Source organism: Streptomyces hokutonensis, from assembly GCF_042751305.1.
In the GTDB taxonomy this organism is placed as follows: Bacteria; Actinomycetota; Actinomycetes; order Streptomycetales; family Streptomycetaceae; genus Streptomyces; species Streptomyces hokutonensis_A.
In genome coordinates this window covers 626,797-649,425 of record NZ_JBHYWD010000001.1, presented here as the reverse complement: position 1 = coordinate 649,425, position 22,629 = coordinate 626,797, and the positions used below count along the sequence as shown (strand labels likewise).

21 protein-coding genes are annotated in these 22,629 nt (G+C 69.2%); 2 read left to right on the top strand and 19 right to left on the bottom strand.

Annotated elements, in window-relative coordinates:
- Nucleotide 1 precedes the first annotated feature (1 nt).
- From ACFXC1_RS02945 to ACFXC1_RS02855, 19 genes are all read right to left on the bottom strand, one after another.
- Nucleotides 2–1,294 carry a condensation domain-containing protein gene (locus tag ACFXC1_RS02945; protein ID WP_381237910.1) on the bottom strand — a complete coding sequence of 431 codons (1,293 nt, stop codon included), beginning with the start codon at nt 1,292–1,294 and terminating at the stop codon, nt 2–4.
- Between the two features lie 8 nt (nt 1,295–1,302).
- Entirely contained in the window at nt 1,303–2,403 is a 1,101-nt protein-coding gene (locus tag ACFXC1_RS02940; protein ID WP_381237908.1) for a hypothetical protein, read from the bottom strand.
- The gene (locus tag ACFXC1_RS02935; protein ID WP_381237905.1) at nt 2,400–3,419 is read right to left on the bottom strand and encodes a phosphotransferase family protein; all 1,020 of its coding nucleotides are present in this window, start codon (nt 3,417–3,419) and stop codon (nt 2,400–2,402) included. Before ACFXC1_RS02935 ends, ACFXC1_RS02940 begins: the two co-directional genes overlap by 4 nt.
- Nucleotides 3,420–3,424: 5 nt before the next feature.
- Nucleotides 3,425–4,345 carry a lysylphosphatidylglycerol synthase domain-containing protein gene (locus ACFXC1_RS02930; RefSeq protein WP_381237903.1) on the bottom strand — a complete coding sequence of 307 codons (921 nt, stop codon included), beginning with the start codon at nt 4,343–4,345 and terminating at the stop codon, nt 3,425–3,427.
- An 80-nt stretch (nt 4,346–4,425) separates the two neighbouring features.
- A complete protein-coding gene (locus ACFXC1_RS02925; RefSeq protein WP_381237900.1) occupies nt 4,426–5,412 on the bottom strand; it encodes a Gfo/Idh/MocA family protein in 987 nt (328 codons plus the stop codon).
- A complete protein-coding gene (locus ACFXC1_RS02920; RefSeq protein WP_381237898.1) occupies nt 5,402–6,712 on the bottom strand; it encodes an ATP-grasp domain-containing protein in 1,311 nt (436 codons plus the stop codon). The genes ACFXC1_RS02925 and ACFXC1_RS02920 overlap by 11 nt, the downstream gene beginning before the upstream one ends.
- Nucleotides 6,709–6,996 carry an acyl carrier protein gene (locus ACFXC1_RS02915; protein WP_381237895.1) on the bottom strand — a complete coding sequence of 96 codons (288 nt, stop codon included), beginning with the start codon at nt 6,994–6,996 and terminating at the stop codon, nt 6,709–6,711. The genes ACFXC1_RS02920 and ACFXC1_RS02915 overlap by 4 nt, the downstream gene beginning before the upstream one ends.
- 4 nt (nt 6,997–7,000) lie before the next feature.
- Complete coding sequence (locus tag ACFXC1_RS02910; protein ID WP_381237892.1) at nt 7,001–8,152, bottom strand: radical SAM protein; 1,152 nt, start codon at nt 8,150–8,152, stop codon at nt 7,001–7,003.
- Nucleotides 8,153–8,226: 74 nt separating this feature from the next.
- Nucleotides 8,227–9,324: a 2-oxoacid:ferredoxin oxidoreductase subunit beta gene (locus tag ACFXC1_RS02905; protein WP_381237889.1), complete on the bottom strand. Its 1,098-nt coding sequence runs from the start codon at nt 9,322–9,324 to the stop codon at nt 8,227–8,229.
- Nucleotides 9,317–11,248, bottom strand: a complete 1,932-nt coding sequence (locus ACFXC1_RS02900; protein WP_381237886.1) for a 2-oxoacid:acceptor oxidoreductase subunit alpha — start codon at nt 11,246–11,248, stop codon at nt 9,317–9,319. The genes ACFXC1_RS02905 and ACFXC1_RS02900 overlap by 8 nt, the downstream gene beginning before the upstream one ends.
- A gap of 67 nt (nt 11,249–11,315) precedes the next feature.
- Entirely contained in the window at nt 11,316–12,539 is a 1,224-nt protein-coding gene (locus tag ACFXC1_RS02895; protein ID WP_381237883.1) for a nitric oxide synthase oxygenase, read from the bottom strand.
- A gap of 180 nt (nt 12,540–12,719) precedes the next feature.
- The gene (locus ACFXC1_RS02890; RefSeq protein WP_381237879.1) at nt 12,720–13,397 is read right to left on the bottom strand and encodes a sterol desaturase family protein; all 678 of its coding nucleotides are present in this window, start codon (nt 13,395–13,397) and stop codon (nt 12,720–12,722) included.
- The gene (locus ACFXC1_RS02885) at nt 13,394–14,236 is read right to left on the bottom strand and encodes an SDR family oxidoreductase (protein WP_381237876.1); all 843 of its coding nucleotides are present in this window, start codon (nt 14,234–14,236) and stop codon (nt 13,394–13,396) included. Before ACFXC1_RS02885 ends, ACFXC1_RS02890 begins: the two co-directional genes overlap by 4 nt.
- A 41-nt stretch (nt 14,237–14,277) precedes the next feature.
- A complete protein-coding gene (locus tag ACFXC1_RS02880) occupies nt 14,278–14,829 on the bottom strand; it encodes a flavin reductase family protein (RefSeq protein WP_381237873.1) in 552 nt (183 codons plus the stop codon).
- Complete coding sequence (locus ACFXC1_RS02875) at nt 14,826–15,308, bottom strand: type II toxin-antitoxin system RatA family toxin (protein WP_328747277.1); 483 nt, start codon at nt 15,306–15,308, stop codon at nt 14,826–14,828. Before ACFXC1_RS02875 ends, ACFXC1_RS02880 begins: the two co-directional genes overlap by 4 nt.
- Nucleotide 15,309: 1 nt before the next feature.
- Nucleotides 15,310–16,584 (bottom strand): aspartate aminotransferase family protein, encoded by a 1,275-nt coding sequence (locus ACFXC1_RS02870; protein ID WP_381237869.1) that lies wholly within the window; start codon nt 16,582–16,584, stop codon nt 15,310–15,312.
- The gene (locus ACFXC1_RS02865) at nt 16,581–17,675 is read right to left on the bottom strand and encodes an SDR family oxidoreductase (RefSeq protein WP_381237866.1); all 1,095 of its coding nucleotides are present in this window, start codon (nt 17,673–17,675) and stop codon (nt 16,581–16,583) included. The genes ACFXC1_RS02870 and ACFXC1_RS02865 overlap by 4 nt, the downstream gene beginning before the upstream one ends.
- A 159-nt stretch (nt 17,676–17,834) precedes the next feature.
- Complete coding sequence (locus ACFXC1_RS02860) at nt 17,835–18,857, bottom strand: acyl-CoA dehydrogenase (protein WP_381237863.1); 1,023 nt, start codon at nt 18,855–18,857, stop codon at nt 17,835–17,837.
- A 370-nt stretch (nt 18,858–19,227) separates the two neighbouring features.
- Complete coding sequence (locus tag ACFXC1_RS02855) at nt 19,228–19,692, bottom strand: SRPBCC family protein (protein ID WP_381237860.1); 465 nt, start codon at nt 19,690–19,692, stop codon at nt 19,228–19,230.
- A 340-nt stretch (nt 19,693–20,032) separates the two neighbouring features.
- Between ACFXC1_RS02855 and ACFXC1_RS02850 the strand changes: the two genes are divergently transcribed.
- Together ACFXC1_RS02850 and ACFXC1_RS02845 are read left to right on the top strand one after the other, a co-directional pair.
- On the top strand, nt 20,033–20,737 hold the full coding sequence (locus ACFXC1_RS02850; RefSeq protein WP_381237856.1) for a response regulator transcription factor: 705 nt from the start codon (nt 20,033–20,035) through the stop codon (nt 20,735–20,737).
- A 228-nt stretch (nt 20,738–20,965) separates the two neighbouring features.
- Nucleotides 20,966–22,390, top strand: a complete 1,425-nt coding sequence (locus ACFXC1_RS02845) for a sensor histidine kinase (protein ID WP_381237854.1) — start codon at nt 20,966–20,968, stop codon at nt 22,388–22,390.
- Nucleotides 22,391–22,629: the final 239 nt, after the last annotated feature.

Below are 22,629 nucleotides of genomic sequence, written 5' to 3'. Positions count from 1 at the left end.
GTCACCGCGAGGCGGTCTCCCGTGTCGCGCAGAGCCGTGCCAGCTGTGAACGGAAGTCGTCGAGCAGCGCCAGGGCGCCGGCCTCGCTGAACTCGCCCGCGTCGTAGGCGGTCCGTCCCACGAGAGCTCCCTGGGGGGTGCGTCGGACCCGCAGGAAGAAGCCCATGTGGTTGTCTTCCTGCTCGGTGCCGGTGGAGTGGGTGACTTTGCCGTGTGCCTGGCCGAAGGCGAAACCGCCGGTGTCGACGTTCGGGAGGTACTCGAACATGCGGTACCAGGTCGGCGCCTGGCCCGTGAGCCCGGGAACCAGTTGGGGGACGGTTCCCAGAAGATCTCGCAGGGGGAACTGCGCCCGTTGGTAAGTGCCTGTGACGGAGGTCCGGACCCTGGTCGCCCAGTCGGGCCCGGACTCGCCCGACCTGGTGCGCAACCGCAGCACGGTGGGATAGATGAAAGGGCCGATCAACTGCCGGGCTTCCTTACGGTCGCGCTGCTCGAAGACAGTGGCCAGCAACAGGTCATCGGTGTCGGTGCGGGCCCGCAGTGCGAGGGCGAACGCGGCCAGGAGCGTGGTGAACGGCGTGCTGCGATGACGTCGCGACCAGGCGAGCACCGTGCGCATTTCGGCGTGGTCGAGCAATTCGGTACGCAGCACCCGGCTGGCGGGAGACGACCCCGGTCGGAAGGAGATGTCGCGTTCGTACCGGGGTGGGTGGACGCCGGCGAGCGCGGTCTGCCATGCCTCGCGATCGGATGCTGCCCTGTCGGCGAGCCGCTCGACCTGCCAACGCGCGTACTGGCCGTACTGCATCGTGTTGGGCGGCAGTTGCTGTCCGTGCAGCCGGGCGGTGTACAGCGCGGCCAGTTCGGTGACGGCCAGCCGCAGGGACGTCGGATCGACGGCGAAGTGGTGGAAGACCAGACCGATCAGGTGTTTTTGCGGGTGGCAGGTGATGAGGAAACCCCGGACGGACGGGGGCGAGCCGAGATCGACCGGAGTCTCTTCCAGGAGGGCCGCCAGCCGGTTCGCGTCGGTTGCGGGATCGCCGGACGTGTCGAGCGGCTCCAGCGAGGCGTCCTCGACGGACTCGATCTCCATCTGGGTGGTACCTGCCACCGGTTGGGACCGGAGCGGCTCGTGCCGCGCGATCAGGTCCCGGAACGCCGCGTCGAGGACCTGGGGGTCCAGTGCTCCCTGCACGTCGACGACGATGTTCATGGTGTTCCGGGGGTTGGTGACGGCGCCGGGCCGGATCTCCTCCGCCTGTATGGCGTTCCTCTGGGAAAGGGACATCTCGCATCTCATCGTGCGCTCTCCTTGATCAGGGAGTCCGGGTAGCTCGTGGCGCGGGCTCGGGCGTCGAGCAGGCGGTGGTGCATGCCTTCGAGGAGCGCTGGGGACCGCCCGCTCCGCTGCCAGGCGGCGTACGGGATCCCGAAGCCGAGTCGCTCCCACAGGCGGGCGTTGTGCGCCTCGTGTGCTCCGAAAGGCTCAAGCAGGACGACGGGGGTCGCTGCGGCCAGTGAGTCCATCAGGGTGCCGCCGCCGGGCTTGCTGATCATCGCCAAGGCGCTGCGGGCCAGGTGGAAGGAATCGTGGTGCGCCACGGATCGCCGGAAGTCGGCCGTGCCGTCGGACCGCACCTGGCCGAACGGCGGGAATCCGTCGTCGTGCCAGGGGTGCCAGCTCGGGTCGATCATGAAATACCGGCAGTCAGGGGCGCGGGACTGGGCTCCGGCGCCGGGGATGTCTCCGCGCTCGTACGCGATGATGTCCAACGCCAGCCCGCAATCGGCGAGTTCGCGGGCACGGGCCGCGTATGTCCCCATGCCCCAGCCACCTCCATGGACCAGGAAGCGGGGTTCCCGGTGCGCCCAGCCGACCGGTTCGGCCAGGCTCACCGGGATGGTCCGGGCGATCGCACCCGCGTGTTCCTCCAGCAGCCAGACTCGCCGGCAGCCTGTCCGCGTCCCGTCTGCTCCCGTGTCCGACGACGCGGCAGACGTGAACGAGGGCGACGCGACCGAGTCGACGTGGCAGGCATGGACCCGGACGCCGGGGCGCTGTGCTGCGTACCACCGGGCGGTGGGCAGCCAGAATCCGGAGAGCACCACGAGCAGGTCCACCTCTGCGGCCGTCCACTCGGCGAGCAGCGCCCGGACGGCTTCCTCGTCCAGGCCCGCGGAGTTCTGGTTCGACAGCCGCTGTCCGGCCAGTGCCAATCGGAAGTCGCGGTGAAAGGCGTGCTTGGACGCGGGTATCCGGCTGCGCCTGTCCTGCGGTAGGAACCGCTCGAGCACGTCGACGCGGACCGGTTGGCCGCACTCGGTGAGCCGGCGGGCCAGCAGCAGTCCCGGTACGTGCACTCCCAGTGCCACGCCCGAGGTGAGCACGGCGATCATCGATCGGCCCCGGTGGCGAGGGCCAGGGTAGGCAGCGCGTCCTTGAGTTTGTGGCGGCAGAAGCGCTGGGTGACGAGATGCCGGGGACCCGCGTAGCCGCGGGGCACCGCCTCGACGATCATGATCAGGTACAAGTAGGCCTGGTAGAGGGTGAGGCGCCGGCGCAGCCGAGGTGTGAAGTCGACCTGCCCTACGGCCTCTTGGTAGCCGGCCACGAACGCGGCGTCCTTCTCGATGTCGTCGAACAGGGCCAGTGAGACGAAGTCGGCGTGCGGGTCACCCCAGAAGGCCCGCTCGGCGTCGACGAGTCCTTCGATGCGCGGTCCTGCCGAGCCGGTGTCCAGCACGATGTTTCCCTCCCAGAGGTCGAAGTGGACCAGCGTCCGTGTGATGACCTCGTCCAGGGCCGGGATCTGCGCGGCGGCGAGCTCGCGGACGTGGCCGGGTGGCACGGGCACGGACACCTCGAAGCGTTCGGCGTCGGCGAGTACCGCGTCGAGCATCGTGAGGAAGACCTCGGCCCACCTGTTCCCGTGCAGTCCGGTCTCCGGCTGCGGGTAGCCGAAGGCGGGCCCGTGGATCCGGCGCAGACCGGCCACCAGTTGGCCGAGCTCGTGCCGCAGTCGGCGGCGCACCGGGCCGGTCAGCTCCTTGCGCGCGCGATGCCACGACGTCCCTCGCAGAGCGGAGGTGACCAGGAAGTCGCGGCCGATGCGGATACGGTCGAATCCGGCGTGGTGCAGCGCGGGTATTGGTGCGGTGTTCGCGGCCAGTTGGAGGAAGAGCGCCTCGGTCCGCATGATGTGGTGCTCGTAGGTGAGCAGTGGCATGTCCGGGGGCGGCGCGACCTTCAGCACCACCGCGCCGACGCGGTCCAGCTCAAGCAGCCATACGGCGTTGAACATCCCGTCGGTGAGTTCGCGGGTCGCCAGGACGGCGGTGCATTGGCCGAAGCCGTCGCTCACCGCTTCGGACAGCTCCTCGCCGCTCACCGCTTGCCTGGTCCGATTGTGCACGGCACTCACTCCTTGGTTGTGTGGCCGGTGCCGGACCGCAGCAACCGGATCATGGAAGCCGCGAAGAACGCGCTGATCAAGGCCCGGGAGAGCAGGTAGGCGGTGGACCACAGCAGGCTCAGGGCGACCGCGTCGGAGCGGGGCAGCAGCTTCCACGTGTCGGTGAGCAGCAGGACACAGACTCCTTGCGGACCGCCGAACCCCCCGACGGAGACGGGCAGTTGGGTGGCGAGGAGGAACAACGCGCCGAACTGCGCGAGGTGTCCCGGGCCGAGGCGGTGGCCCGAGTCGAGCAGCAACAGCCACCAGGCGGCGATCATTGCCAGCGCCAGGGCGAGCCGCAGCGCCAGTTGCATCGTCATCTGGGCGGGGCTGCTACGGATGAAGGCGGCAAGGAACTCACTGCCGCGTATCCGGGGGAAGACCCGACGTGCCGCCGGCAGCCAGGCCCAGAACAGGAGGAGAGCCAGTGCCGGGCACGCGCTGATGCCCAGCAGCACGACGTCTGCGGACAGTCCGGTACTGCCGAGCGCCGCGCCGGCCAATACGAATGCGATCACCGCGGCGGCGTCGGCGATGGTCAGGATCTCGGTGGCTCCAAGGGTCCGTGCCATCCCCACCCGCCAGTGGCGGTGAAAGTACACCGGGGCGATCAGCTTGGTGAGAGGCGGGAAGATCAGCCCGAGAAGCTGTTTGCCGCACACGATCGTCACTACGTCACGGATGGGCACATGAGGGGCGAGATGGCGGCGGTAGACCAGTGTGAACCCGGTGGTGTCCAGGGCGTAGAACGCCACGGTGTAGCCCAGGGTCACCAGAGCGATCAACCCTGGGTGGGTTTCGTGGAGGGCTCGGGCCAGAGCTGTCCGGTCGACTCCGCGCAGTGCCCACCAGCAGATCGCACCCGCGGCGCCTGCTGCGGCCAAAGCGCCGGTGATCCTGCGCAGCGGTCCTTTGCGCGCACGGATAGATGGGCCCGCGTTGATGGGTGTTCCGACGGCTCCGGTCATCGTCCGGGCCTTCCGCTGAGGGCATCGAGGTAGACGTCCTCCATGACGGCGATCCGCTCGGCGGCGGCATCCGAGCAACCCACAGCGCCTGGCTGGTCCAGTGTGCGGAGGATCCGGGAGAGCTGATCGTCGTAGTAGACGGACGGTGCGAAGGACTCGACCCGGGGTCGGCCGTCCTGAGGGGCGATGACCAGATTGACGGGGAACGGTCCGGCAGCCGGTCGCAGGAAGTTGTTCAGCCGTACCCGGCCGCCGGTGAAGATGAACTCGTGCTTCGCGCAATGCTGCTCGGCCAGGGCGGCGTCAAGTGTGGCGCGCAGACCGGACGGCCAGGTCAGCGTGGCCGTGAAGTCCAGGTCCACACCGCCCGGACCGCTGAAGCCGGAGTGGCCGCCCGCGATGGCCTCGGCGAGACCGACCGTGGCCTGTACGGCCTGCAGCCAGTAGCTCGCAGTGTCGAGAAACGCGCCGCCGCCCAGCTCGGGCACGAAGCGGTAGCTGGAGCCGGCCGGGACGTCGAAGGCGATCCGGGAGCGGATCCCGGTCAGTTCGCCCAGTTCCCGCGATGCGATCAGGGCTCGGATCACGGCCTGCCAGGGGTGATGGGCGGTCATGACTGCCTCAATGACGTGGACACCGCCGACCACCGCAGCGGTCCGCAGCGTGTGCAACTCGTGGCGTCCGAGGCACAGCGGCTTCTCCACGATCACGTGCTTGCCCGCACGGGCGGCCTCGGCAGCCCACTGGGCGTGAGCCGAGTTGTGCAGCGACACATAGACGGTGTCGATGCCCGGGTCGGCGAGCAATGCCCGGTAGTTGCGGTGGGCGACGGGGATCCCGTGGGCCGCGCGGAAGGTCTCGGCCCGGTCGGCGGTACTGGCGGCGACTGCCCGCACCCGTACGCCGGGCCGCCCGGCCGAGGGCCGCACGATGGCCCGTTCCGCGATCCCGGTTGCGCCGAGCAGCCCGATTTCATGGGGCATGTGACACCTCGGTGGGCTGTCGGCCCATCAGGTCCAGGGCCTCGCCCATGGTCTCGTCCAGCAGTCGGTCCTCTTCTTGGCTGCGGGCCACCACGGCGTAGAAAAGACGGCCTCGCGGCGGCCGCAGTGTTCCGGCTGTCAGCGGGAGCAGCCCTGGACGGTCCGCCCGGAGCAGTGCGCCACGTTCGTCCAGGACGGTCGTCAGTTGATCGAAGACACGGAAGGCCGTGGACGGTTCGGGCAGGCGCACCGTACGGACGGACATCCGGGCCGTCGTGCCCGGGCCGGCCAGCCGCCGCTCAAGGGCCAGGCTGATCAGGCCCATCGAGACCCGGGGGTTGATTTCGAGAACCGGGACGAGGGAACCGTCGCGCAGGAGCATCGAGTCGACGCAGACCGGACCGTGGTACCCCTCGGCGGCCAGGGCCGCACCGACGCCGTTGATCAACTCCCGGTAGCGGGCCTGGGCGAGGTGCTGTTCCAAAGCTGCCGGGATGGGACGTGATCCGATGTAGGAGAACTCCTCGTTCTGCATGAGCCTGATGCCGCCCCAGCGGATCTCGCCGTCCCCGGTGACGTGGATCTGCGCCGAGAAGTCGGCGGCCCGGTCGTAGTGGGGCTGCACGAGCAGCTCGACGGCCGCGCCCCGGTCCACCTGCCGTTGAAGGACCCGGGCGACGGTGGCCAGCATCCGTGGTGATGACACCGCGATGGTGCCGCGACCGGCCACACCGTAGGGGTCCTTGATCACTGCCGCAGCGGTGCCAAGTTGTTTCACCTGCGCCAGTAGTTCCGGTACCGACCTGGCCACCGTGCCGGCGCCGCGGAGTCCCATCGTCCGTACGAGCGCGTTCGACCACGTCTTCGAGGAGACCCGGCGCACCACGTCGACACCGGGCAGATCCGCCCGCAGACCACAGGCGCGGATCAGGGGTGCGGTCTCCGGCAGGACGGCGTAGGGCGCCAGGCCGTAGCCGGCCAGGTCTCCGGGCGGCGCGTGCAGCAGCCGCTGCTCGACCGTCAGGTGCGTGTCGTCGTCGTCGGTAACGGCGGGCGGCACTGCCCGGTACCGCAGCGCGATGCCGGCTCCGGCCAGGGCGCCGATGAACGAGTCCGGCAGGGCTGACCCGGTAATCAGCAGGTCATCGGGGCCGCACAGTACGGCGAGCAACTCATCCATGGCAGCGACCACCCGGTCGCCGCCCGGGCTGCGGACATTGGGGAGCGTGGCCAGCCCGCTCGGACGCCAGCTGCGCTCGGCGTCGAACGTGCCGAGCCGGATCAGCTTGCTCTCGCTCATATCGGCCGACGCTGATGCTGCTGGCGCGCGTCGGCCGTCACGAATTCGCAGAACTGCCGTACCGAGTCGAGCTGTACGAGCTCCAGGCTCTCGAAGTCGAGTTCCAGGTCGAATTCGTCCTCGATGCGGAGCAGGAACGTGATCATCTGGATCGAGTCGAGCCCGAGGTCGTTGACGATTCCGGTGTCGTCGGTGATATCGGCCACCAGATCCTGTCCGAGGATCCCGCCCAGGACGGCCTTGACCCGCTCCTGGACCGAGGCACCCGATCCATAACCGTTCACCTGGTCACACTCCGTTCAGATAGAGAAGGATGCACTTGGAGCAGACGGGCATCAGTCCGGTGCCGCTGAGTACCTCTCGCACCCGGCGGAACGGTTCGCCCTGCCAGACCTCGGAAACGCTGTTCGCGTAGAGGTCCCCGATGACGAACTCGGGGAAGAACTTGCAGGAGCTGACCTTGCCGTCGGCGTGAACCTCCAGCCGGTTGGACACCGCCAGACAGCGGCTGCGCTGCTGCGCCGGCTGCGGCGTTCCCAGGACGAAGTCGGCGACCTCGTCGGGTTCCAGCTGCGGCTGGTAGCGGATGCGCACCCGCCATGTCCGTTCGGCGAGCTTGGCCATGGACCGGCGCAGTGTCTCGATGAGGTCGGGGTTCAGGCGGTAGGTGTAGGAGTGCCAGGTCGGTTTCGCGCCGGGGGACGGCTGGTCGAGCCATTTGAAGGACTTCTCGTACAGTTCGTCCATGGACTGGGCCACAGGCGGGCTGATGTACCAGGGGAACTGGAAGTAGACGGAGTTGACGCCGAGTTCCTCGGCCCACTCCATGAACTCGTACATGCCGCCCACGGTTTGGTCGCTCACCATGCAGGAGATCGAGATCTCTCCCTGGAATTCTCCTGAGCGCTGAAGGTCGAGCATCGTCTTGATGTTGCGGATCGTGCGCGGGAAGGTGCCGCGTCCGCGGAGCGCCTCGTGGTCGCCGCCCAGGCCGTCCAGGCTCACCAGCAGATTCAGGCCTGGCCCGAGCGGCAGCAGGTGGGGCAGATTGCGCTCCAGCATCAGGCCGTTGGTGCACATGTTGATGGTGCGCGGGGTCCGCGCCAGCAGCTCCGAGATCTCCGCGAAGCGGGTGTGCATCAGCGGCTCGCCGCCCCAGAGGAAGACCTTGGCCCGCGTCTCCTCGGTGGCCTGCAGCACCCGGTCGATCACGTCCACGTCCAGCTCGGTGCGTTGCTTCTCCTTGCTGAAGTCGTGGAAGAAACCCTGATCGCTCCACTGGTAGCAGTGGTCGCATCGCAGATTGCACCGATAGGTGAGCTGCATGCTCACCTCACGCGGCATCGGCGTCGCGTATCCCGGATCGAGGACGAGGTTTCTCCGGGTCTCGGAGCGAATGGCGACGGTGCGTCGCAGATCGGCGAATTCGCTGGAATTCAACTTGCGGTCTGTTTTCGGATGCACAGTGCATTCCTCTTGTTGTCGGCCGGCAACGCATCTGCGCCACAGTGGCTTTATCTGCGTGCCGGCCCGGTGACGGTCCAGGTGTCGTTTCCGGTGAGGAGTGCGCCGAGGTCGCCCTTGCCCTGTTGTTCGACGGCTCGTTCGAGCTGGTCGGCCATGTCGGCGTCGTAGACCGGGCGGTCGATGTCGCGCAGTACGCCGATCGGGGTGTGGTGCAGAGTGTCGGGGTCGGCGAGGCGGGACAGCGCGAAGGCGTTGGTGGGGCTGGCCGCGTGCGCGTCGTGGACCACGATGTCCGACTGGTTGGCCTCGGTGACATCGACCACCCGCAGGTCGCCGGTGGCCGGGTCGCGTACGACACCGCGCGAACCGTCGACCCCGAAGCGGATCGGCTGCCCGTGTTCCAGGCGGATGAGGGCTTCCTGGGCGGACTGTTGGTCCTTGAGTGCGTCGAAGGCGCCGTCGTTGAAGATGTTGCAGTTCTGGTAGATCTCGACCAGCGCGGTACCGGGGTGGGCGGCCGCCTGGCGGAGGACCTCCGTCAAGTGCTTGCGGTCCGAGTCGATCGTGCGGGCCACGAAGGACGCCTCCGCGCCGATCGCCAGCGACACGGGGTTGAAGGGGGCGTCCAGCGAACCCATCGGCGTCGACTTGGTGATCTTCCCGACCTCCGAGGTCGGTGAGTACTGGCCCTTCGTCAGGCCGTAGATCCGGTTGTTGAAGAGCAGGATCTTGAGGTTGACGTTGCGGCGCAGAGCGTGGATCAGGTGGTTGCCGCCGATGGACAGCGCGTCGCCGTCGCCGGTGACCACCCAGACGCTCAGGTCGCGGCGCGAGGTGGACAGGCCGGTGGCGATGGCGGGGGCGCGGCCGTGGATGGAGTGCATCCCGTAGGTGTTCATGTAGTACGGGAAGCGGGAAGAGCAGCCGATGCCGGAGATGAAGACGATGTTCTCGCGGGCCAGGCCGAGTTCGGGCATGAAGCCCTGTACCGCGGCGAGGATCGCGTAGTCGCCGCAGCCGGGGCACCAGCGCACTTCCTGGTCCGACTTGAAGTCCTTCATCGACTGCTTCGCGTCGGCCTTCGGGACCAGGGAGAGTGCCGTGATCCCCTGCGTCGGGTGGTCGACGACGGGTGCCTCAGACATCTGCGCTCTCCTCCTGCACGGCGGTGATGGCGCGGGCGAGCTGCTCGGCCTTGAACGGCAGGCCGGAGACCTGCGTGTACGAACGCACGTCGACCAAGTACCTGGCCCGCAGCAGTTGGGCGAGCTGGCCGAGGTTCATCTCCGGGACGACGACGCGGTCGTAGGAGCGCAGCACTTCGCCGAGATTTCCCGGGAAGGGGTTGAGGTGGCGCAGATGCGCCTGCGCGACGGCGCCGCCGGCACGCCTGATGCGCCGGACGGCCGCGGTGATGGGCCCGTACGTGGAACCCCAGCCGAGCACCAGAGTGCGCGCTTGCCCGGAAGGGTCGTCGACCGCGATGTCGGGGACGGTGATTCCGTCGGTCTTCGCCTGCCGGGTGCGGACCATCAGGTCGTGGTTGGCCGGGTCGTAGGAGATGTTGCCGGTGCCGTCCTGCTTCTCGATGCCGCCGATGCGGTGTTCGAGTCCCGGTGTGCCGGGGACCGCCCAGGGCCGGGCCAGGGTCTGCGGGTCCCGCTTGTACGGCCAGAAGGCTTCAGTGCCGTCGGCAGCAGTGTGGTTCGGCCGTGTGGCGAACTGGACGCGCAGGTCCGGGAGTTCGTCGGCCTCGGGGATCCGCCAGGGTTCGGAGCCGTTGGCGAGGTAGCCGTCGGAGAGCAGGAAGACGGGGGTGCGGTAGGCGAGTGCGATGCGGGCGGCCTCGACCGCGGCGTCGAAACAGTCCGCGGGGGTGCGCGGCGCGACGATCGGTACCGGCGCCTCGCCGTTGCGCCCGTACATCGCCTGGAGGAGGTCGGCCTGTTCGGTCTTGGTGGGCAGACCGGTGGACGGGCCGCCGCGCTGGATGTCGATCACCAGGAGCGGCAGTTCGAGGGAGACCGCGAGGCCGATGGTCTCCGACTTCAGCGCGACGCCGGGACCGGAGGTGGTGGTCACCGCGAGCGAGCCGCCGAAGGCCGCGCCGAGCGCTGCGCCGATGCCCGCGATCTCGTCCTCGGCCTGGAACGTGCGTACCCCGAAGTTCTTGTGCCTGCTCAGCTCGTGCAGGATGTCGCTCGCCGGGGTGATCGGGTACGAGCCCAGGTACAGCGGCAGGTCTGCCTGCCTGCTCGCGGCGATCAGGCCGTACGACAGGGCCAGGTTCCCCGAGATGTTGCGGTACCGGCCCGCCGGAAAGGCCGCCGCGGCCGGCTGCACCTCGTAGGAGACCGCGAAGTCCTCGGTGGTCTCGCCGAAGTTCCAACCCGCCCTGAACGCCGCGATGTTCGCCTCGGCGATGTCCGGCTTCTTCGCGAACTTCTTCCGCAGGAAGCCCTCGGTGCCCTCCGTCGGCCGGTGGTACATCCAGGACAGCAGCCCGAGCGCGAACATGTTCCTACTGCGCTCGGCCTCCTTCCGCGACAGCGGGAAATCCTTCAACGCGCCCACGGTCAGGGCCGTAAGCGGCACCGGGTGCACCGCGTAGCCCTGGAGCGAGCCGTCGTCCAGCGGGCTGGCGGGGTAACCGACCTTGGCCAGTGCGCGCTTGGTGAACTCGTCGGTGTTCACGATGATCTCCGCACCGCGCGGCAGGTCGTCGATGTTCGCCTTCAGTGCGGCCGGGTTCATCGCCACCAGAACATCGGGGGCGTCGCCCGGAGTCAGGATGTCGTGATCGGCGAAGTGCAGCTGGAAACTGGATACTCCCGGCAGGGTGCCTGCGGGGGCCCGGATCTCGGCCGGGAAGTTCGGCAGCGTCGACAGATCGTTCCCGAACGACGCCGCCTCCGAGGTGAACCGGTCCCCCGCGAGCTGCATCCCGTCTCCGGAGTCCCCGGCGAATCGGATGATCACCCGATCCAGCCGCCGGATCTCCTTGGCCGGACGGCGCTGCTCACCAAGGACCGGCTGTTCGGCCGCCGGGCTGCTGACCTGACTCGTCACTGGATCGGACCTCCGTCGAAGCGGCGCGCGCGTGTCGCCGTGACTCTGTTGTGGGACGGCGTCCGGTTCATCCGCCGTGGTACGGGCACTGACCGCGGCCGAGGTCGCGGGCCTGGTCGTCGAGGTAGAAGTTGGGGCGCTGGTCTGCCTGGTCGTAGTAGCGGTGGAAGACCGGGGTGATGCCGCCGGACAGCGGGGGGACGATCCAGGTCCAGTCGGCGGGGACGGTTCTGCCCGCGCGCTGTTCCTTCTCCAGGTGGGTCAGGAAGCGCCGGGACTCGGTGTGGTGGTCGCTGATACGGGCGCCGGCCTCGTTGAAGGAGTGCAGGACGGCCACGTTGAGTTCGACCAGGGCGCGGTCGCGCCACAGGGAGGTTTCGCTGTCGGTGTCCAGACCCAGGCGGGTGGCGATGAGCGGCAGCAGGTCGTAGCGGCCTTCGTCGACCAGGTTGCGGGCGCCGATCTCCGTGCCCATGTACCAGCCGTTGAAGGGGGCGAGCGGGTAGTCGAGGCCGCCGATGCGCAGCCGCATGTTGGAGATGGCCGGCAGCGCGTGCCAGCGCAGTTCCAGGTCGGCGAACCAAGGGTGCTCGGGGTGGCTGAGCGGGACTTCGAGGACGGCGTCGGCGGGGACGTCGAAGAGCTGCGGCTTGGTGTCGTGGGTGCTGATGACCAGGGGCAGGACGTCGAAGGCGCCGCCGGGGGCGTTCCAGCCCATCCGCTGGACCAGTTCGGTGAAGTCGGCGTACGCGGGGTCCCCGGTGACGCTGCCGTCCTCCTGGCGGTAGCCGGCGTAGCGGATGAGCTGGTCGTTCCATACCCGCGGGCTGGGGCGGCCGGGGACGTCGGGGGCGAAGACGGAGATCACCGGGCGGATGCGGCCGCCGTTGGTGCCCTGGCGGAGATGAGTGATGAGGTGCTGGTGGATCTCCTCGGGGGCGGTGGCGTCGCGCCGGTCCAGGACCTGGAGGCTGTTCCAGTACAGGCGGCCGATGCAGCGGCTGCTGTTGCGCCAGGCCACCCGGGCGCCGAAGGCGAGTTCGGCGGAGCTGTGGCGGTAGGTGCCGGTGTCGCGGATCTGCCGCTGTATCTCCTGGAGCCGCGCGTGGAGGGAGTGCGGCTGGTCGGGGTGTTCGCGGTGGTGCATCCGGATGAAGTCCTCGGCTTCGGCGGGGTCGGCCTGGCCTGCCCCGCCGGAGACAGGGAGCGACGCGGGGTCCTCGTAGGGGGGCTGGGGGCGCGGGGGCGGGTGGGGCGCGAGGCGTGCGGCAAGGGTGTCGGAAGGGTTCATGGCCTGTCCTCGGAAGGGGGCAGCTCGGCCCGGGGCGGCGGGTGTCGGGAGGAGCGGCCGGTGGCCGCCCGCTGTCGTGCGCGTGGGCGCCTGCGCCGGTCACCGGGGCCGGGCACCGACGACAGGTTGTGGTCCCGGTGACGGCGGGGCGCCCACGCGGTTCTTGGGGGCGGCCGGGCGTCAGGCGCTGCTGCCGGGTGCGGCGCCGACGGACTGCCCGGTCCGGGGCGAGCGGGCGATGGAGGTGCCGAACAGTTCGTCCCAGTAGGGGGCGCTGATACCGAAACCCCGGGTGTCATCGCGGAAGTGATGGCGCATGTGGTACTCGCGCAGGGTGCGCAGCAGGCGGTTCTTCGGTTTGCCGTGGTGCAGGTAGAGGTGGATCAGGTCGTAGGCGAGGTATCCGACGATGTAGCCGGCTCCGAAGACCAGCGGCAGACCGAGCAGGCCGCTGGAGAAGTAGAAGGCCGACCCGACCATGGGGATGCTCAGCAGGGGGCTGAGGATGGAGCGGCGGGCGTCCTGCGGGTACTCGTGGTGGACACCGTGCAGGAGGTAGTGCAGCTTGGCGCCGAAACCGCGCTCGGGTTCGTAGTGCAGGACGATCCGGTGGCCCCAGTATTCGGACAGGGTCCAGTAGACGTAGCCGGCGAGCCCCCAGCCGAGGAGGGACCAGCCGCCGCCGCGGCCGACCGAGACGACGGTGGCGCCGATGGCGATGGGCGCGAACATGATGACGGTGGTGGCAGGGCTGACGTGGATGATCTTGTCAAGGAGCCGAATGCCGGTCACGGAGGGGGCGTTGCCCCGCCGGACGGCACCCTTGCTGACGGAGCTCGGCTTGGTCGGGGCGTTCACAGACTCGCCTCCCTCGGCCCGATGTGGCCCAGCCGGGCCTCGTAGCCGATACGGGCCTGGTAGTCGGTGGTGCGCAGCAGCTGGTCGGCCTTCAGGAGCCGTCCCATGGCGTCGCGCCAGGGCTGGGGCAGCAGGAACAGGGAGCGGGTGACCGGGTTGGTCCAGCCGGGGACGTAGACGTTGTAGCGGGGTCGGCGGGCGGTGCGGAGCACGGCCGCCGCGATGTCCTGGGGAGTGAGCAGGGGGACGAAGCGGCCCTTGCTGACGCCTGAGGTCAGTTCGGTCTGGGCGGGGATGGGCAGGATGATCGACAGGTCCACGCCGGAGCCGCGCAGTTCGGCGCGTACACCTTCTGACAGGCCCACCACGGCGTGCTTGGCGGCCGAGTAGGTGGCGCAGCCGGGCAGACCGATCATGCCGACGGCGGAGACCATGTTGATGATGTGGCCGTGTCCGCGTTCGCGCATCGGGCCCAGCGCGGACTTCATGCCGTTGATGGTGCCGAGCAGGTTGACGTTGATCTGGTGGAGGGTGGCCTCGTCGCTCTCGTTCTCGAAGCGGCTGACCAGCATTTCGCCCGCGTTGTTGACGAAGATGTCGATGGGGCCGAGGTCGGCCTCGACCGTCTTCCAGAACTGTTTGACGGATGCCGGGTCGGTCACGTCCAGCGGGTAGGCGTGGGCGCCGATCTGGTCGGCGACCGTGGCCGCGAAGTCGTGGTTGCGGGCGCCGATGGCGACCTTGGCGCCCTGCTTGACGAATGCCTCGGCGGTTGCGCGGCCGATGCCGCGGCTGCCGCCGGTGATGGCGACGACCTGGTTGGTCAGTTTCCTCGACACGGGTCCTCCTGGGTGGGGAGCTGTTGGGGTTCGGGTGGCGGTCAGGCGAGGGCGTGGAAGCGGCGTGAGTACCAGATCAGGGGCTGGCTGTGGGTGTATCCGAGAGCGTTGACGCGGCCGGTGAGGATCGTGTGGTCGCCGCCGGGATAGGTGTCCTGGACCTGGCAGGAGAGCCAGGCCAGTGCCCCGTCGAGGACGAGTGACCCGTCGGCCTCGTGCCGGCAGGAGGCCGCGTCGAAGCGCTCGCGCTGGTCGGTGTCGCGGTCGGCGAAGTCCTTGGCGAGGTTCGCCTGGTCCTGGCGCAGCACGTTGACGGCGAAGGTGCCGTGGTCGCGGATACGGACCAGGGTGCGGCTGTTGTTGTCGACGCACACCAGGACCAGGGGCGGGTCGAGGGACAGGGAGCAGACGGCGCTGGCCGTCATGCCGGCCGGGCCGTGGATTCCGTCGGTGGTGATGACGCTCACCCCGGCGGGCAGGTGGGCCATGACGTCGCGGAACGCCTGGGCTGACGGCTGTGCGCAGGGTCCGCCGGGACCTGCGGGGGCGGAGCCGGGGAGCGGCGGCAGGGCGATGGGGGTGTGCCAGGTCACGGCCGACCGCCGGCATCGGCCGCGACGGGCTCCGGCTCGTGCAGGGTGATGCGGGACCCGAACAGCCCCTGCGCGATCAGCGCCATGGTGTCCAGCAGGGTGCGGGACGCGATGGGGTCGATGAGCGAGGCGAGGCTGGGGATACCGAGGTCGAAGGCGGCTGCGAACCGGGCGCGGGTGTCGGGCCCTTCCTGCTGGACGTACCAGCCGCCCTCGAAGGTCTCGAAGTCGCCGTCGAGCTGGGTGAATTCGATGGTGAGCGCGGCCGGGTCGATGCGGTCGCGCTCGGACCAGCACAGCACCCCGTTACGGAAGTTGGCCGACCAGTGGGAGTCCACGGTGCGGTCGTCGACCTCGGTGACGCGGACCTCGCGGATGGCGTCGGTGTACTTGGGGTAGGCGGCGAAGTCGCGCAGCAGGCCGAAGACTTCCGGGGCGGCGGTATCGGGCACGTGGACGTCGAGAGTGACCTCGGGCATGTCAGTGGAGTCCCTTCAATAGGGCGGCGGACGCGGCGGTGAAGGCTTCGGAGATCCGGTCCAGGTCGGAGCGGGTGAGCACCGCCGGCGGGGTCAGGCGCACCACGCGGTGCGCGTTGAGGGAGTGGTTGACCAGCAGCCCCGCTTCGAGCAGGTGCAGTACGAGTTCGCCGGCGAGTGCCTCGTCGCGCATCTCGATGCCGATGAGCAGTCCCTTGCCGCGTATGTCGGCGACGGCGTCACCCAGCGGTGCGAGGGTGTCGCGGACCCGGTCGATGAGGTCGATCCCGAGCAGGTGCGCCTGCTCCACGAGGCCTTCCTCGGCGATGGTCCTCACCGCGGCGTGCGCGGCGGCCATGGCTACGGGGGCGCCGGCGAAGGTGGAGGTGTGCAGGAACGGGTCGCGGTCGAAGGGCGCGTACGCCTCGGCGGTGGCTACCGCCGCGGCCACCGGGATGACCCCGCCGCTGAGGTTCTTGCCGACCAGGAGTACGTCGGGGCGTACGTCCTCGGTGTCCGCGCCCCACCAAGTGCCCAGGCGGCCGAGGCCGGTCTGGATCTCGTCCAGGACGAAGAACGCTCCGTACTGGACGCAGAGCAGCTGGACATCGCGGAGGTAGCCCGGAGGCGGCAGGACGACTCCGCCCTCCCCCTGCACCGGTTCGATCACGACACAGGCCGCGGGCCCGGCGGCCAGAGCGGAGGCCAGGGCTTCGGCATCTCCGTAGGGGATGTGTTCGGCAGGCAGCAACGGCCGGAAGGGGTCCTGGTAGAACGGCTTGGCGGTCAGCGCGAGGGCACCGGTGGTCTTGCCGTGATAGCCGCCCGTAGCGGAGATGAGTCGCTGCAGTCCGTGGGCGCGCGCCAGCTTGATGGCCGTCTCGGTCGCCTCCGCACCGGAGTTGACGAAGTGCACGTAGTCCAGTCCGGGCGGGGTGATCTCGGCGAGCGCCGTCGCGGCGGCGGCCGCCACCGGTTCGAGCAGCAGGCGGGAGGCGAGCGGGTGGCGGCGGACCTGGGCGACCACGGCCTCGACGACCCGGGGGTGGCAGTGGCCGAGGAGGAAGACCCCGTAGCCGCCGCAGTCGACGTACTCCCTGCCGTCCGCGGCGAAGACCCGGGCGCCGTAGGAGGCGATCTCCATCACGCCGCCGGTCATGGACGCCAGGCGGGCCCTCCCCCGGCCCAGGTGCTTCCGGTAGGCGTCGAGCACGTCGGCCACCGACGATTCCTGCGGCGCCGTACCGCGTACGGTCGGCGCGGTCACCGGCGTCATGCGGGCACCCCCGCCGGGGCCGTCCGGACCGGGCTGCCGGTGGCGGTGACCTCGCCGATCCGCTTGGTCTCCGCGAGGTAGAGGATCGAGCTGCGCAGCGCGGAGTCCGACCTGGACCGGGTCACCGGCGGCGGCCCGCCCGGCAGTTCGCCGAGCGAGGTGGGGAAGGTGGGTGCGTCGGCGAACAGCGCGGTCATGGCGAGCATGTCGTCGAAGCGGCGCAGCATACGGTCCGGGAGACCGTCGGCCAGGAAGACCGGCCGGATCAGCCGGTCGACCATGTCGGTGCCGACGAAGCGGGGCATCTTCCGGTTCAGTCCGAGTTCGGCGCAGGTGTCGGCGACCACGTCCATCACCTGTTCGGCGCGGAGCGCCTGCGGCCCGGCGGTCACCCAGACCTCGCCGTCGCGGCGTTCCTCGGCGATCAGTGCGGCGATGGTTCGGGCCACCAGGTCCTGCGGGACGAAGTCGATGAGTGAGGTGGCGGGCAGCGGGACGAGCGGCATGAGACCGCGCAGCAGCATCTGCAGGATGTTGTGCAGTCCCTGGAACGCGGAGATCTCCCCCGTACGGGAGTCGCCTATGACGATCGACGGACGGATGATCACCGCCGGTATGCCCGAGTCGCGCACGACCTGCTCGCCGGCGCGTTTGGAGTCCAGGTAGTCCTCCGGCCGGGCGGCGGCTTCCCCGGTGTCACGGCCCAGCCGGGAGCGGGTCAGTTCGTGCCGGGCGACGAACGCGGTGGAGACGTGGTAGAGCGTCGCACCGGCGTCGGCGGCGAACTCGGCCACCGCACGGGTGCCGGCCTCGTTCGTGGCGTGGGTGGCCTCGGGCCCGCGGGTGAAGTCGGTGACGGCGGCGCAGTGCACGACGGCGTCCACCTGGCGGGCCAGGGCCTGGTACGTCTCACGGTTCAGACCGAGGCCGGGGGCGGTCAGGTCGCCGGTGAGCTGGTCGTCGGCGACCGGGCAGGGGCAGTGGTGGACCAGGGCGGTCACGTGGCAGGAGGAGGGGAGCTCGGCCAGCAGGGCGGTGCCGAGGACGCCCGAGGCGCCGGTGAGTAGGACGTTGGGACGGGAAGCAGACACGATGGTGCACCTCGGGGAGTCGGTCGACAGGGATTACGGCGCGGTCCGTCGCCGGCGGTCGTGCGGCAGGACGCCGTACAGGGGCAGTGCCCACCGACGGCTTGGCCTCGGTTGGGCCCGCCGTGCCGGACAGAGCAGGTTGTGCGTAGAGGCGTGCCGTCAGGAGGGGATGCGCAGCGGGCTGCCCGCGAAGTACTCGACCAGCGGCTCGGACATCCGGGCACGGGCGGGCGGGTGGAAGGCCAGGGCGCGGCAGGCCGAGTGCAGGTAGGCGATGTCACCGGAGGAGATGAAGGCCATCCCGCCCAGTGCCTCGACGCACAGTTCCATTACGCGGCTGATGGCGTCCTGGGCGGCGTAGCGGCAGACCAGGGCCCGGGCCAGCGTCCCTTCGTCGACCGGCCCGGCAGCGGCTCCCGCGGCGAGCCCTTCCAGCATCAGGACGACGCCTTCGACGGCGGTGACCGCATGCGCCCGGGTTGCCGGGGCGATCCGGGTGTTGCCCAGGGTGCGCTCCACCAGGGACGAGGCGGCGCCAAGGTAACTGGCAGTCATGAGTGCCTCGAACCACAGGAACCCGACCGTGTTGAGGCGGTCGAGTTCGCCGTCGGTGGTGACGTCGGTACGCACCAGCAGATCGGCGGGCACTTCCACGTCGGACAGCACGACCTCGTCGCTCTCCGCGCCGCCCAGCACCGGGCTGTTCCAGAACGGCCGCACTTCCAGGCCGGGTGCGGTGGCCGGGACGACGGCGACGGCCAGCCGGGGTGTTCCGTCCGCGTCGGGCAGGGCGACGGACGCGGTGAGCAGGTCCATGGACCTGGAGAGGCTGCACGGCTTCTTCGTGCCGGTCAGCCACACCTTGTCCCCGTCGACCCGTGCGGTGATCGAGGGGTTGAGGATGCCCTGGCCGGTGCGGCCCTCGGCGAAGGCGGAGGCGAGCAGCAGGTTGTCCTTGGCGATCGCCGCCAGCAGCATCCACTCCATGCCGTCGCTCTGGGCCGCGGTCTCCACCAGGGAGGCCACCGAGAAGTGGTGCATGGTGGTGGCGACCGCCAGGGACGGGGACCGCGAGCCCACCGCGCGCTGCACACGCACCGCGGTGAGCAGGTCGGCGCCCTTGCCACCGTGTTCGACCGGCACCAGCAGGGCGGGACCGCCGGCTTTGCGAAATTCCTTCAACCCTGGATTGTCCGGTGATTCCCAGGTGTGCAATGGGGAAGCGGTCAGGGCGCCATCGAGCCCGGGAAGAAGGTTTTCAAGAACTGCGCGTTCATGTTCCAGATATATCATTTTCCGCGAGCCCTCACGTCGGTTGGCCAGATCGCTGGAATTTCTGGATACGGGGCGGCGAGGAGGTTCCCCTTCGCCGCTGCGACGCTCCCAACACTAAACACCTGTGATACAACGACGGTTCAAGTGGACTGCAATTGGATGTCAGGTCTTCCCCGCCACGAATGGCATCCGCGCTGGACATCCCATGAACGAAGGCGTGAGGAAGTAACAACCGTTTCAGGGTGCGTGAAAGAGAAGAGGGAAACGCCGGATGAAGCTATGCCGGCTTCTCTGCCTCGGCCTTGAGCCGGGCCAGGGTCCGTTCGATATTGCGCCGGTTGTGGGCGATGCGGTCGACCACCCCGGTGGCCGCCACGGACACCAGGCACATGGTCCTGCCGCGCATGTCACGGGTGCTCTCGGTGACCCGGCTACCGCGAGCTGTGGGCACGATGTCGTAACGCCAAGTGGCCACAGGCATGCCTAATGACGTGACCTCGAAGGCCAGGCTTCGGGGCGGCACTGCCTGCAGCACTCTGGTGGTCGTGCGCCAGCGCCACAGGCCGTTCCGGTTCCAGGCACGGAACGTCGTACCAGGGGCAAGGCCGTCAGGGACGGCCCGGGCGGGAACGCGGGTCTCGACGACGAACCGGTCCCAGCGCGAGAGATCCGTGATGAGGCCGTAGATCGTGGCCGGGCGGGCAGCGATCTCGATGCTTCCCACGATGGTCGGCTGGCGCATGCGGCTCCTTCCGATGCCGATCGCTCTCACTCCTCGATCCGAACGCTCCGGCTCAGGATCAGATGGGCCGGCCAGGAGAGGATCGCTCGCTGCCGCACAGGCCACGTCGGGGAACGCGGCTACGGAAGACACCATTCCATTTCCAGCTCCGGCGGGATCGTCGGAACCGGTGCACAGTGGTCGAGTACGACGTTACCGGCCGGGAATGCATCGGATCTGCAGGTGACGTTCAAATGAATGACAAGTCTGTAGCTCTGTATGTCGTGCCGGGGTTCAACTAAGCTCGAAACTGTCCACTCCGCTGTGTGGAGTGTGAAATTGGACCCTTCATGGGGGAATTATGCGTGTTCTGCTGGTCGAGGACGACGAGCATGTGGCCGATGCACTGTGCGCGGCGCTGCGCCAGCAAGGGCACGACATCGTGTCCGCGCCTACGGCGGCCAAAGCACTGGCCAGCCTCGACGGCTGTGAATTGGTCCTACTCGACCTGGGTCTGCCGGACCTGGACGGTATCGAGGTGTGCAAACGGATGCGGGCCCGGACCTCGGTACCGATCATCGTGCTCACCGCAAGGACCGACGAGATCGACAAGGTGCTGGGCCTCCACGCCGGAGCCGACGACTACGTCGTCAAGCCGTACTCCGTCCACGAGCTGCGGGCGCGGATGGAGGCGGTGACGCGCCGGTCCTGCCGCTGCGGGGTTGGCCCGGGAGGACACGACCCGTCGTGCGGCGCCACCGCCCAGGAGATCGTGACCGCCGGCCCCCTCTCCCTGGATCTCCGCAGCCGCGACGTCACCCTCGACGGACTGCCGGTCCAACTCACCCGCAAGGAGTTCGAGTTGCTCGCAATGCTTATGGAACAGCCGGACACCGTCCACACCCGGGAAGCCATCATCGCCCGGGTGTGGGACGAGAACTGGTTCGGCTCGACGCGCACCCTGGACGTCCACATCGGGGCGCTGCGCCAGAAACTCGGATCGTACGAGTGGATCGAGACGACGCGCGGCGTCGGATTCCGCCTCGGCACTCCTCCTGCCGCTTAGAGCGTGGTGTGTGGATCTCCGTGGCGGCACGGGCCCTGGCATCGGCACTCACGGCGTTGTCGTCAGTCGACAACTCCCCCAAGCTCTCGGCTTCGCCCGATCAGGGAGACCCCGTTCGCGTTGCCTCCCTCCTCCGCCTTGTGATCGCACGCGCCAGACCTCGCCCGTTCCTCCACGGGGATCCACCCGCCAGGCCCTGATGACCACCCCCGTCTGGAGGCATCCTTCGTGCGCCGCCGTCTGCTGATCACATACCTGACCCTCACCGCGCTGCTCCTGCTGGCCACGGAGATTCCTCTTGGCATCAGCCTGGCCATGAACACCTATCACCATCTGGTGATCCGCCAGGTTTCGGACACCTTTGTGCTCGCCTCCGCCGCCGCAGCCGACGCGGACAATCCGGAGCCGGAACAGGCCTGGGCCAACAGAGCCGACGCCTACGCCCGCGACCACGACACCGTGGTCCTCCTGTTCGACACCCAGGGAAAGCAGATTCGCAGCACACGCCCGGGCACGCTGGTGAACGAGGACGAGTGGGAGGACGTTCTGGAGAAGGCGCTCGGGGGACGGAGCACGGTCCCGTTGGACTACTCCTTCAACGTGAGGGCACGGCCCCTGTTCGTGGCGGAGCCGATTCTTCAGCACGGGAAACCAGCCGGAGCGGTGGCGACGATCGCGCCCACCTCGTCCCTGCGTTCGGAGGTGACGGAAGACTTCCTACTGCTCCTGGGAGCAGGCCTGATAGGGCTGTTGGCCTCCGCTCTGGTGGCCATACCCCTCGTACGGTGGAGCCTCGGTCCGGCCCGGAAACTGCACGAGACGGTTCGGAAGATCGCCCAGGGCCAGTACTCGGTACGCGCTCCCGCCCACCGCGGCCCGGTCGAACTGCGCGACCTGGCCGAAGCCGTCAACGCGATGACGGACCGACTGGTCTCGGTCCTGGAAGCCCAGCGCAGCTTCGTGGCCGACGCGTCCCACCAGATGCGCAATCCGCTGACCGCCCTTCGGGTCCGGGTGGAGGCGCTGGAAACGGTCGTCCCGCAGGAGGGGCAGAAGGACCTGGTGGTGGCCATCACCGAGGCGGACCGCCTCAGCCGGATCCTCGACGAACTCCTCGCCCTGGCCAACGCCTCGGCCGCAGGCTCCGGGACCATCACGGTCGAGGTCCGCTCGGTCGTGGAGTCCCGCGCCCAGGCCTGGAGCGACCGGGCGGAGGAGGCCGATGTCACCATCGCGGTCCAGGGCCGTCCGGTTGCCGCGGTCTGCCTGCCCGGGGCCCTGGACCAGGTGCTGGACGTCCTCCTCGACAACGCCATCAGTTTCTCCCGGCCGAGCGGCCGGGTGACCATCCGGACCCGCTCCGACGACACCTGGGTGTACGTGGAGGTCGAGGACGAGGGCCCCGGTATGACGGGCGGTGACAAAGACCGGGCGGCCGACCGCTTCTGGCGCGGACGACAGCCCGTCGGCAGAAGCGGCTCGGGCCTCGGCCTGGCCATCGCCAAGGCCCTGCTCACCGCCGGCGAAGCCCGGCTCGAACTCGAGGACGCCGCACCGCACGGCCTGATCGCGCGAGCGGTCCTGCCCCGGGTTGTGCCGGCGTCGGCGCTGCGCGATGCCGCCGAGGCGGAGTCGAACTCCGCGAGGACGTAGCGGCGGCGGCATGAACTTCACCGGGGCGCGCAGCCTCAGGCCGCGCCTTGGTGGCTGCGGGTGGGCGGTGGGGGGGTGTGTGCGAGAGCCGGGGGCGGGGGGGGGCGAGGGGCCCGGCGCGGCGGACAACCCCCACCACCCCCCCCCCGGGTTGTTTATTGTCCCCCCCCCCCCCCCCCCCCGGCCGGTCCCCCCTCGCCTCGGTGAGCGGACGTCCGTGGCACTCGGCGAAGCCGACC

Coding starts and splice junctions, on each gene's coding strand:
- ACFXC1_RS02945 (WP_381237910.1), bottom strand. CDS start 1,294: ATGTCCCTTTCCCAGAGGAACGCCATACAGGCGGAGGAGATCCGGCCC.
- ACFXC1_RS02940 (WP_381237908.1), bottom strand. CDS start 2,403: ATGATCGCCGTGCTCACCTCGGGCGTGGCACTGGGAGTGCACGTACCG.
- ACFXC1_RS02925 (WP_381237900.1), bottom strand. CDS start 5,412: ATGCCCCATGAAATCGGGCTGCTCGGCGCAACCGGGATCGCGGAACGG.
- ACFXC1_RS02920 (WP_381237898.1), bottom strand. CDS start 6,712: ATGAGCGAGAGCAAGCTGATCCGGCTCGGCACGTTCGACGCCGAGCGC.
- ACFXC1_RS02905 (WP_381237889.1), bottom strand. CDS start 9,324: ATGTCTGAGGCACCCGTCGTCGACCACCCGACGCAGGGGATCACGGCA.
- ACFXC1_RS02895 (WP_381237883.1), bottom strand. CDS start 12,539: ATGAACCCTTCCGACACCCTTGCCGCACGCCTCGCGCCCCACCCGCCC.
- ACFXC1_RS02875 (WP_328747277.1), bottom strand. CDS start 15,308: ATGCCCGAGGTCACTCTCGACGTCCACGTGCCCGATACCGCCGCCCCG.
- ACFXC1_RS02870 (WP_381237869.1), bottom strand. CDS start 16,584: ATGACGCCGGTGACCGCGCCGACCGTACGCGGTACGGCGCCGCAGGAA.
- ACFXC1_RS02855 (WP_381237860.1), bottom strand. CDS start 19,692: ATGCGCCAGCCGACCATCGTGGGAAGCATCGAGATCGCTGCCCGCCCG.
- ACFXC1_RS02850 (WP_381237856.1), top strand. CDS start 20,033: ATGCGTGTTCTGCTGGTCGAGGACGACGAGCATGTGGCCGATGCACTG.